The 11074-nt window shown below is 62.7% G+C and carries 9 protein-coding genes; 5 read left to right on the plus strand and 4 right to left on the minus strand.

The features are described from left to right. Positions 1 to 20 precede the first annotated feature (20 nt). From ACVIIW_RS34170 to ACVIIW_RS34180, 3 genes are all read right to left on the minus strand, one after another. Positions 21 to 2372 carry a bifunctional salicylyl-CoA 5-hydroxylase/oxidoreductase gene (locus ACVIIW_RS34170; protein WP_456704729.1) on the minus strand — a complete coding sequence of 784 codons (2352 nt, stop codon included), beginning with the start codon at positions 2370 to 2372 and terminating at the stop codon, positions 21 to 23. Positions 2373 to 2469: 97 nt separating this feature from the next. After that, the gene (locus tag ACVIIW_RS34175; RefSeq protein WP_456704730.1) at positions 2470 to 3306 is read right to left on the minus strand and encodes an enoyl-CoA hydratase family protein; all 837 of its coding nucleotides are present in this window, start codon (positions 3304 to 3306) and stop codon (positions 2470 to 2472) included. Between the two features lie 39 nt (positions 3307 to 3345). After that, positions 3346 to 4107, minus strand: coding sequence for an SDR family NAD(P)-dependent oxidoreductase (locus ACVIIW_RS34180; protein WP_456704731.1), 762 nt, complete (start codon positions 4105 to 4107; stop codon positions 3346 to 3348). Positions 4108 to 4301: 194 nt separating this feature from the next. Between ACVIIW_RS34180 and ACVIIW_RS34185 the strand changes: the two genes are divergently transcribed. The 5 genes from ACVIIW_RS34185 to ACVIIW_RS34205 are packed head-to-tail and all read left to right on the plus strand — an operon-like array spanning position 4302 to position 10027. Next, a complete protein-coding gene (locus ACVIIW_RS34185; protein WP_456704732.1) occupies positions 4302 to 5120 on the plus strand; it encodes an alpha/beta fold hydrolase in 819 nt (272 codons plus the stop codon). 7 nt (positions 5121 to 5127) lie between these two features. Then, positions 5128 to 6417, plus strand: a complete 1290-nt coding sequence (locus tag ACVIIW_RS34190) for an acyl-CoA dehydrogenase family protein (RefSeq protein ID WP_456704733.1) — start codon at positions 5128 to 5130, stop codon at positions 6415 to 6417. Between the two features lie 2 nt (positions 6418 to 6419). Continuing rightward, positions 6420 to 7946, plus strand: coding sequence for a class I adenylate-forming enzyme family protein (locus ACVIIW_RS34195; protein ID WP_456704734.1), 1527 nt, complete (start codon positions 6420 to 6422; stop codon positions 7944 to 7946). Beyond that, positions 7943 to 9031, plus strand: coding sequence for an NAD/NADP octopine/nopaline dehydrogenase family protein (locus ACVIIW_RS34200; protein WP_456704735.1), 1089 nt, complete (start codon positions 7943 to 7945; stop codon positions 9029 to 9031). The genes ACVIIW_RS34195 and ACVIIW_RS34200 overlap by 4 nt, the downstream gene beginning before the upstream one ends. Before the next feature lie 3 nt (positions 9032 to 9034). Beyond that, the gene (locus ACVIIW_RS34205; RefSeq protein ID WP_456704736.1) at positions 9035 to 10027 is read left to right on the plus strand and encodes a 3-hydroxybutyryl-CoA dehydrogenase; all 993 of its coding nucleotides are present in this window, start codon (positions 9035 to 9037) and stop codon (positions 10025 to 10027) included. Here the strand turns inward: ACVIIW_RS34205 and ACVIIW_RS34210 are convergent. Then, positions 10024 to 11070 (minus strand): peptidase M29, encoded by a 1047-nt coding sequence (locus ACVIIW_RS34210; RefSeq protein WP_456704737.1) that lies wholly within the window; start codon positions 11068 to 11070, stop codon positions 10024 to 10026. The two genes, ACVIIW_RS34205 and ACVIIW_RS34210, sit on opposite strands and share 4 nt — an antisense overlap. Between the last annotated feature and the right edge of the window lie 4 nt (positions 11071 to 11074).

Below are 11074 nucleotides of genomic sequence, written 5' to 3' on the forward strand. Positions count from 1 at the left end.
GGTTAACGTGGCACGGGCGCTCACTCCGCCGCAAGCGGCTTTGTCGCCTCCGCTTTGAGCTCGGCCCGGGTCTTGGGCTTAGCCTTAATTCGAAGCTCCTCGAGATCCTGCCGATCGCGTACGCTATTGCGGAAAATCTGGTCCTTCCCGGGCAGATATTGCGGCGGGCAGAACGCGTCGGTTGCGCCATACCAGGCCGCCGCCTTCATGGTAAAGAAGGGGTCGACCAGATGCGGCCGCCCGAGCGCGACAAGGTCCGCCCGGCCGGCGGCCAAAATGGTGTTGGCCTGGTCCGCCGTCGTGATGTTGCCGACGCACATGGTGGCCACGCGCGCTTCGTTGCGGACCTGGTCAGAGAATGGCGTCTGGAACATGCGGCCGTAGACCGGCTGGGCGTCGCGAACCGTCTGACCCGTCGAGACGTCGATCAGGTCGACACCGGCCTCGGCGAAGGCCCGTGCGATGGCCACGGCATCGTCGCCGGTAATGCCGCCATCTGCCCAGTCAGTCGCGGAAATACGCACGGACATCGGCTTGTGCTTCGGCCAGGCGGCCCGCAATGCTTCAAAGATCTCGAGCGGGAAGCGCAGGCGATTTTGAAGCGAGCCGCCATATTCGTCGGTACGGGTGTTTGTCAGCGGCGAGATAAAGCTCGCGAGCAGATACCCATGGGCGCAGTGCAGCTCGAGCATGTCAAAGCCGCAACGCTCGCCGCGCGCGGCAGCAGAGACGAACGACTCTCTTACTGCATTCATACCCGCGCGATCGAGCTCTCGGGGGACCTGGCTGTCGGGGAAATAGGGCAGCGGCGATGCTGAAACCACGTCCCAGCCACCTTCGTCCAGTGGGCGGTCGATACCGTCCCACATCAGCTTGGTCGCGCCCTTGCGGCCGGCGTGACCGAGCTGCAAGCAAATTCTTGCGGCCGAGTTGCCATGAACGAAATCAACGATACGCCGCCACGCGGTCTCCTGCTCATCATTCCAGAGGCCCGCGCAGCCGGGCGTGATACGGGCCTCGCGGTTGACGCAGGTCATCTCCGTGAAGATCAGGCCGGCGCCGCCGATCGCGCGCGAACCGTAGTGCACGAGGTGAAAATCACCCGGGACGCCCTCCTTCGCCGAATACATGCACATCGGCGACATCACAGCGCGGTTGGCGATCTCCATATCGCGCAAGCGAAAGGGCTGGAACAGCGGCACCATGGGCTTGTCGATGCTGACATCGAAGCCATTGCTGCGCACCTGCTTGGCGAAGGATTTCTCGACTTCGGCCACGAAATCGGGCGCGCGGAGTTTTAGATTGTCATAGGTGATCGCCTTCGAGCGCGTCATCACGCCGAACGCGAATTGCACGGGATCGAAATCCCAGAAGCGATCGACATGCTCGAACCAGACCAACGAGACGTCGGCGGCGTGCTGCGTCTTCTCGACTTCCTCGCGGCGGCCGTGCTCATAAACATCCAGCGCGGCCTTGATGTTGGGCGCCTTCGCCATGGCCTCAGCCAGTGCAATCGCATCTTCCATTGCCAGCTTGGTACCCGAACCGATCGAGAAATGCGCGCTCGCCTTGGCGTCACCGAGCAGCACCATATTGTCCTTGACCCAGCGTTTGCTGCGGATCATGGGGAAGTTGCGCCACATCGAGCGGTTGGTGAGCAGCTTATGCCCATCGAGGAACCAGCCGAAGATCTCGGCCATCCGTGCCGCGGACTGGGTTTCGTTGAGGCCCGTCAGGCCCGCGCGCTCGAACGTCTCCGGATCGGTCTCGAAGATCCAGGTCGAGTGACCGGCTTCATACTGATAGGCGTGGGCGATGAATGGCCCCCACTTCGTCTCCTGGAAGATGAAGGTGAAGGCATCGAGTGGCCTGGTCGAGCCCATCCATGCGAACTTGTTGGTCCGAAGGTCGACCTCCGGCTGAAACTGATCAGCATGCTTCTCGCGGAATCGGCTGTTGACGCCATCGGCCAGCAGTATGAGATCGGCATCGGCAAAGCGCGATTCGTCGTCGATATCCACTTCGAAATGGAGGCTGACGCCGAGTTCGCGGGCTCGCTCCTGCAGGATCAGCAGCAGTTTTTGCCGCGAGCAACCGCAAAAACCGTTGCCGCCGACCCGATGCACCGTGCCGCGAAAATGCACGGCGATATCATCCCAATAGGCGAACTCCTGGGTGATCCGGCGATAGCTCGGAAGATCGTGCTTTTCAAAGTTGTCCAACGTGGCATCCGAGAACACCACGCCGAAGCCGAAAGTGTCGTCGGCGCGATTGCGCTCATATACTGTGATGTCGGCGCTCGGGCGCTGCTTCTTCAGCAGGATCGCAGAATAGAGACCCGCAGGTCCGCCACCGATGATCGCGACTTTCATGGGAGCCTCGCCAATTCAACCGGCCACGAAACTATTTTAAGCCTAAAATAATTCCTGGCAAGCCCCCGTTCGAGGCCTTTCGGCGGGAAAAGGCTGCTCAGTCGCCCCTGAAGACCGGCTTGACCTTGTTGGCGAAAGCCTCAAAAGCGCGCTCGAAATCGGCCGTCGTCATGCACAGGGCCTGGGCAACCGCCTCTGCTTCGATCGCCTCTTCCACCGACATCGCCCATTCCATCGCCAGCATCCGCTTGGTCATGGTATTGCCGAAGGTCGGCCCCTCCGCCACTTGCTTGGCCAGTAGCTGCGCCTGGAGCAGCACCTGCTCCGGTGTGACGATCCGGCTGAAGAAGCCCCAGCGCTCGCCCTCGTCCGTGGTCATGAACCGGCCGGTGTAAAGAAGCTCCGAGGCACGGGACTGACCGATGATCCGCGGCAGGATCGCGCAGGCGCCCATGTCACAGCCGCCAAGACCCACCTTGTTGAACAGAAACGCCACCTTAGCGCCGGACGCCGCAAGCCGCATGTCGGATGCCATGGCGATGATCGCGCCGGCGCCGGCGCAAATGCCCTCGACCGCAGCCACGATCGGCTGTGGGCAGGCCCGCATCGCTTTGACGAGGTCACCTGTCATCCGCGTGAACGCGGTCAACCCCTTGGTGTCCATCTTCACCAGCGGGCCGATGATCTCAAAAACGTCACCGCCGGACGAGAAATTGCCGCCGGCCCCGGTGATGACGATCGATTTGACCGCGTCGTCAAACGCACAAGCGCGGAAGAAATCCGTCAGTTCGCGATAGCTCTCGAACGTCAGCGGATTCTTTCGTTCCGGACGGTTGAGCGTCACGGTGGCAACGCCGCCGACCACGGCCAGCAGGAAGTGCTGTGGGGAATAGTCCGCGAGCGGCACGGTTACGGGATTAGCTGGTCTACTCATGCGATCTCCTTAGCTTCCTTTCCGCCTGCGCCACGCACGCTAGATTTCGCCACCGGCCACCGCAATCGCCTGCCCTGTGATCGCACTGGCGTTCTCACTACACAACCAAAGAACGGCATTCGCGACTTCCTGCGGCGCAATCAGGCGCCCCTGCGGATTGTGCTTGGCGAGCTCGGCGATCGCCTGTTCCCGGGTTCGCCCGGTCTTCTTCATGATGTTGTCGATGCTACCGGCAACCAGGTCGGTGTCAGTGAAGCCTGGACACACCGCGTTGACGGTCACGTTGCTGCCAGCCAGCTCCAGGGCAAGCGAACGCACCAGACCGACAACGGCGTGCTTGGCCGCCGCATACGCGCTAACATAAGCATAACCTTTGAGCCCGGCCGTCGATACAACCGCAATGACGCGCCCATAGGGCCGATTCTTCATCCCTGGAAGCACCGCCTGGACGGCATGGACCACCCCCATGAAATTGACGTCCATCATGCGTGTAAAAAGAGCACTGTCCGATTTCGCGAACGGCGCAGATTCAGCACTGCCCGCGTTGGCGATCAGGATATCGATCGGCTTTCGCGCATGCGCGGCCGCGATCGCCGCCTTTAGCGCAGCTTCGTCCGAGACGTCGGCGAGGGCCGCAAAGTGCGCAGCACCTACGCTCACCGCCTGTTCGAGTGTAGCGGCATTCCGGCCAAGCACCGTTACGGTAGCGCCCGCGCCGACGAGAGCCGCAGCAATCGCGCGGCCGATGCCGCGACCGCCACCGGTCACCAGCGCGTGCGGCGAAAGCGGCAACCCGGACATGCGCTTGCTCCTGTGATCTGCTGATCGTCGTTCCGATATATTTTAACCTTCAAGCTTTTGCAACGAAAGCGCAGATCGACGCCGCGAGCGCCTGCCACCGCGGAGCGGCCCGAAAATTGCTTTAAGTATAAAATTATCTCTTCCCATCCCCTACAGGCCTGTTAGCATTGCTGGACCAAGCAAAAGGATGTCGCGTGTCGCAGCCTGCGCCAATGATAACAAGGGATGGACGTTTCGCCTATGAAGCCGCGGGCGAGCCGGGTGCGACGCCCCTGATTTTTCTGCATGGCATCGGCGGCGCGGCGCGGGCCTGGCGGCAGCAGCTTGCCACGTTCGGCAACCGCTTCCGCACCATCGCCTGGGACATGCCTGGCTATGGCGGTTCGGCACCGCTCGTCAGCGTCAGCATCGCTACCCTGGCAGATGCGCTTCAGCAATTCATCGCGCAGATCGGCGCGATAAAACCCATTCTGGTCGGTCATTCGATCGGCGGCATGATCGTCCAGAAATGGCTGGTGCAATCACCTAAGCTGGCGCGCGCGATCGTCCTCGCACAGACCAGCCCGGCCTTCGGCAAAGCCGACGGCGACTGGCAGAAATCGTTCATCGCGGCGCGGCTAGGCCCGCTCGATCGCGGCGAGACCATGAAGTCGCTGGCTCCATCGCTTGTGAAAGAGCTTGTCGGTGACGATCCGGACCCAAACGGGATGGAGCTTGCGCGCGAGTGCATGGAAAGCGTGCCCGAAGCCAGTTATCGCGCCATGATGCTCGCCCTGATCGGGTTCGACCAGCGCAGCACGCTCAAGGATATTTCCGTCCCGACGCTGCTAGTGTCCGGCTCGAAGGACAACAATGCGCCTGCGTCGATGATGGCCAAGACCGCGACTTACATTCCAGCGGCCGAATATGTGGAACTCCCCGGCGTCGGTCATCTTGCCAATTTAGAGCGACCCGATGCCTTCGGCCGTGCTCTCGATCGGTTCCTGGACTCTGTCGCTGCAAAACACGGGTGACCGCGCAATGACCATGCAAGTCCGCAAGAACATCGGCGCAGCCGACAAGGTCGCGCTTGATGCGCCGATCTTCGATCCCGTGGCGTTCCGCCTGAGCGACGAGCAAGCCGGCATCATCGCGCGAGCGCGGGAGATCGGCCAGCGCGTGTTCGCCGGCCGCGCGGCGGTATACGATCGCGAGGCGATCTTTCCGACCGAGAATTATCGCGACCTGCATCGCGTCGGCCTGCTCGGCATCGCCATACCCAAAAAGCACGGCGGACTGGGAGCGAACTACCAGACCTACGCTCTCGCGGCTGCGGAGATCGGCCGTTACTGCGGCGCGACTGCGCTGACCTGGAACATGCATGTCTGCTCGACACTGTGGTCGGGGCCGTTGGCTGATGATCTCGACATGGACGCGGAGACGCGCGCGGAACACGAAAAGCGGCGGGCCGTCCACTACAGGCATATCGTCGAAGACGGAGCGCTCTACTCGCAGCCGTTCTCCGAAGGCGGTGCGGCAGCCGCCGGCGGCGTTGCTTTCGGCACGGAAGCAAAGCCCGTGGAAGGCGGCTGGATCGTCAACGGCAAGAAAATTTTTGCGTCACTGTCCGGCCACGCGGATTATTACGGCGTTCTCTGCACGGAGATCGAGGAGGGCGAGAAAGCCTCGCGCCGCAACACGCTTTACCTCGCCATTCCCGCGAAGTCGCAGGGCGTCTCGGTCATCGGTGATTGGGACCCGCTAGGGATGCGCGGAACAGTCTCACGCACGCTGCTGTTCAAGGATGTGTTTGTTCCGGATGATTCTGCGCTGATGCCGCGCGGCGTCTACTTTCAGGCGGCGATGCGCTGGCCACATATGTTCCTGACGCTGTCGCCCACCTATATGGGGCTAGCGCAAGCTTCTTACGATTTCACGGTAAGCTATCTGCGTGGCGAGGTGCCGGGCATGCCGCCGGTCAAGCGGCGGATGTACCCCACCAAGCAGATCGCGGTCGCCCAGATGCAGATCAAGCTTGAGCAGATCAAGGCGATCTGGTTCCAGGCCGTCACGGAGGCGCGGGCCAATCCAAGCAAGGAGCAGGTGCTGCGCGCCTATGCCGCGCAATATTCGGTGATGGAGGGCGCCAACGAGCTTGCCGCGCTTGCGATCCGCACCTGCGGGGGGCAGGCCATGCTGCGGTCGCTGCCGCTGGAACGCATCTATCGCGACAGCCGGTGTGGCTCGCTGATGCTGCCCTGGACGGCCGAGCTCTGCCTCGACCGCATCGGTCGCGAGGCGCTGTACGACGCCGGCGAAACGGACGACTGACGGTGGATCTCTGCAGTCTGATCGATCGCAATGCGGCGTTTTCGCCAGACAAGACGGCCATTGCCTTCGAGGGGGAACGGCTGAGCTACGCCGCGTTCGCCGATCGCATCAAACGCACTGCAACAGCCTTGAAGCAGGAGCTTGGTGTCGGACGCGGTGACCGCGTCGCGATCCTGAGCCTGAATCGGCCGGACTACCTGGTCCTGCTCTACGCGTGTGCGCGGCTCGGCGCAATGCTGGTGCCACTGAATTGGCGGTTGGCGGTCCCCGAGCAGCTCTTCATCCTCACTGATGCCAGCGCCAAGGTACTGCTGCTGGAGCAGGCCTTTGAGGGAGTTCTTCCCGAACTCGCGCCAGGGACTGTCGTCATCGGCCTGGATTTCGCACCACCGCGCGGCATAACCTTCGAAAGCCTGCTGGCGCGCAAGGGAAGCAGCGGACGCAATCCGCACACCGATCTCTCCTGTCCACTGCTGATCGTCTACACGTCCGGCACGACGGGACGGCCGAAAGGCGCGGTGCTGCGCCAGGAGGCGCTGTTCTGGAACGGCGTCATGAGCCAGCACATGCACAACATGACGTCCGACGATCATGTGCTGACGGTGTTGCCGTTCTTCCATGTCGGCGGGCTCAACATCCAGACGACCGCCGCACTCCAGCTTGGCGCGACCGTCACGATCCACGCCCGTTTTACGCCTGATACGGCGCTCGCCGCCATCGAGCGGGAACGGCCAACCTTGACGGTCATGGTGCCGGCAATGATCCAGGCGGTCAGCGAGCATCCCGCCTGGCCAGCGACGGATCTCTCCTCGGTCAAAGCGGTGACCACCGGTTCGACCATCGTACCGCTGCACCTGATCGATCGTTGCGTCGCGCGCGACGTGCCGGTATTGCAGGTTTATGGCTCGACGGAAACCTGCCCGATCGCCATCTATACTCGCCTCGGCACCGACCTCTCACCGTCGGGATCGACTGGACTTGCCGGTCTCTGCTGCGAAGCGAAGGTGATAGATCAAGAGGGCAACGAACTGCCGGCGGGCACGCCTGGCGAGATTGCAGTGCGAGGGCCCAATGTCTTCTTCGAATATTGGGGCAACGCGGATGCAACGCGCGATGCGCTGCACGACGGCTGGTATCGCACCGGTGATATCGGCCTGTGCGACGCGGATGGCTATTTCTGGGTCCGGGACCGCAAGAAGAATATGATCATTTCCGGCGGCGAGAACGTCTATCCGGCCGAGGTCGAGCGCGTCCTGCTCGAACATCCCGACGTCAGCGAATGCGCCGTCATCGGCCGGCCAGATCCGCGCTGGGACGAGGTCCCGATCGCCTATGTCATCCGGCGATCCGGCTGCCGTCTCGAAGCCGACGAACTGAGAGCGCACCTTCAGGCGCAGCTCGCCCGGTACAAGGTTCCACGCGATATCATCTTCGTCACCGACCTGCCACGCACTGCGCTGGGCAAGGTCCAGCATTTCCTGCTGAAGCAACTTGACTCGCAATCGCGCGCGCAAGGAGAAGCATCTTGAAGATTGCGGTCCTGGGTGGAGGAAACGGATCATTCGCGGCAGCGGGCGATTTTGCGCTGTCAGGGCATGAAGTCCGGCTTTGGCGCCGTGACGCTGAGCAGGTCGAAGCACACCGTGCCGCCGGCTCGCGCATCTTGGTGAAGGATCACAATGGTCGCCACGACGTGGAGCTGAGGTTGGTGACAACCGACATCGCGGAAGCGGTCAATGGGGTCGAACTCATCCTGTGCCCGGCCCCCGCGTTCGCTCAATCGGACATCGCCCGCCTCCTCGCCCCCCATCTGCAGGACGGACAGGTCGTTTTCCTACCGCCGGCCACATTCGGCTCGCTCATCTTCGCGCAAGCCGCGCGGGACGCCGGCAATTGTGCAAAAGTGAGCTTCGCTGAAACCGGGACGCTGCCCTGGCTCACCCGCAAACACGGGCCATTCGAGGTCGCAATCACCATCCGGGCCAAGCGGCTGCCGGTCGGCGTGTTCCCGCTCGATCAGGCCGCACATGCGCTTGAGGTGATCGGACGTGCTTTTCCCGGAGTGATCGAGCCATGCGGTGACGCGCTATCCGGCGCGCTAATGAATGCGGGCTGCATCATCCATCCACCGCTGATCGTGATGAACGCGGGCCCGATCGAGCATTTCGAAAGGTGGGACATTCACAAGGAGGGCACGCAGGCTTCGATCCGCCGGGTTACGGACGCGCTCGATGCCGAACGGATCGCCGTACGCACAGCGCTCGGCTACGGCGCACCGCATTTTCCACTCGCCCATCACTACGCGACGGAAGGCGAGATCTGGATGTATGGTCGCGGCTCGCATGATCGCCTGACCGACTCCGGCGACTGGCGGGAGCGGCTCGTGCTGACCGAGCACCGCTACATGCTCGAGGATCTGCGACTTGGGTTGTCGCTGCTGGTGTCCGTCGCCAGGCTAGCGGGCGTGGCCACGCCGCTGGCCAATGCTTTCCTGGCCATCGGTGGCGCAATCTGCGGCGATGATTTTGCGCAAGGCGGCCGCACGTTGGAGACGCTGGGGCTTGGCAAGCTTCAAAAGGCCGAATTGCAGAAGCTGCTTCGGGTGGGATTCTGATCGATGACCCGCCGCGCCAACATCGCCTGTCTCGGGGCCGGTCGCATGGGCCGCGGCATCGCCGTCGCGTTCGCCTATGCAGGGCACGCGGTCACCATGATTGATATCAAGCCCCGTTCAGCAGAGGATTTTGCAAGGCTGGAAGCTGACGCACTCGGCGAAGTCAGAAGGACCTTCGCCAGCCTGTCCAAGCTGGGACTGCTGACCGCGACCGATGTTGATCCCCTGATCGCGCGGGTTTCGGTGGTTTCGGCCGGCCAAAGCGGCGCTGCCCTGACCGAAGCTGGAATAGTCTTCGAGGGCGTTCCTGAGGTGGTCGAACTCAAGCGCGAGGTGCTTGGGGCGGCTTCTGAACAGATCGGCCCCGACACGATCATTGCATCGACCACGTCGACCATCCTCGTCGACGATCTCTCCGACGCAATCGTAAACCCTCGCCGCTTCCTCAATGTGCACTGGCTCAACCCGGCCCATCTGATCCCGCTCGTGGAGGTGTCGCCCGGCAAGCTCACCGATCCTGCCATAGTCGACGAGGTCAAGGCGCTGCTCGAAGACATCGGCAAGGTGCCGGTGGTCTGCGCGGCAACGCCCGGCTTCATCGTTCCACGCATCCAGGCGCTGGCGATGAACGAAGCCGCGCGCATGGTCGAGGAAGGCGTCGCCAGTGCGGAAGAGATCGACAAGGCGATCCGCTACGGCTTCGGCTTCCGCTACGCCGTGCTGGGGCTGCTCGAGTTCATCGATTGGGGCGGCGGGGATATCCTCTACTACGCTAGCAGATATCTGGAGGGCGCACTCGGGAGCGATCGCTATCGCGCGCCGGAGGTGATCTCCCGCAACATGCACGAAGGCCGGATCGGCCTGCGCACGGGGGCCGGGTTTCTCGACTATTCAGGCCTCGACGTCGACGCCTATCGTGTAAAGCGCCTCCAGGCCATGGTCGACCTGCTTCGGCACTTCGACCTCGCTCGTCCGCCGGTGCTCGACCGCAACTAGCCGAAAACATCCTGGAGCACACCGTCTCGAACCACGGCAACCCCATCGAGCTCGATGGTTGTCCCCATCATCGGCAGATCGAAGTGGCCAGCTGTATAGCGACCAGCGAATTCGTTGGCTCCGGTCGAGAACAGGAAATTGCCGGAGACGGCTCGGATCTCCGTGCCGTTGGTGTCGCGCTGGTCGTACATCGACAACGCCTCGTAGCGCGCGCCCGGATTCATGCCAAAGCCGACATGTGACACGGCATAGGCCTCCCGGTCGCCCCAGGCGGCGAGATAGGCACGCATCATCGCGGCATCCGCCCCCTCGCCTTCGAGCTCGGCAACATAGTCATTCTTCAAGGTCATCTTCACCGGCGAGGTCAGATAGCGCTTGAAGGTGAGATTGATATCGCCTGGCGCCATCACCAGCGTGCCGTTGATCGTCCCGCTCTTCGGGAAGCTGACGACGATGCCGCCCGGCCAATGCGCCAGCGTGCCGGGCTTGTCCGTCCACCCCCACACGCCCACCGTCGAAGCGCCCACCATGTCGACGTCGAGCGCCGTGCCAGCCTTCGAGGTAACCCGCATCCGCTTGGTGCCGCGCAGCATCTTCGCAGCCGCACGAACGCGCTTCTCGAGCGCGGGATCCGGCACCATCCGCTCCAGCGCTTCTGGATGCTCGTTGGAGATCACGAGGATGCGCGCACCGGCCTTCAAAATCTCGGGCGTCTCCACCGCATGCATCAGGCCCTCAATCGTGCAGTCCACCACGAACCCAGCCTGCTGAAGCGCGCTTATCACCGGGCCGACTCTTTGGATCGCTTCGCTGGCCCCGGTTGAGCGGATTGGAACGATGTTGCGGTTGCGCGGCGTTGGCATGACGACGTGAAACGGTTTCGCGCCCATTCGCAGCAGGGCCAGCTCTGCGAGATGCACATTCAACGCACGCGACTGCGTCTCCGAGAGGATGGCCGCGGTATCGCCGGCCCTGACGGCGCAACGCTCAAAGATCTCGCAAAACGCGTCAATCCATTTTGCCTCGATGCGATCAGCCAGCATGATT

Source organism: Bradyrhizobium sp. USDA 4449, assembly GCF_054056275.1.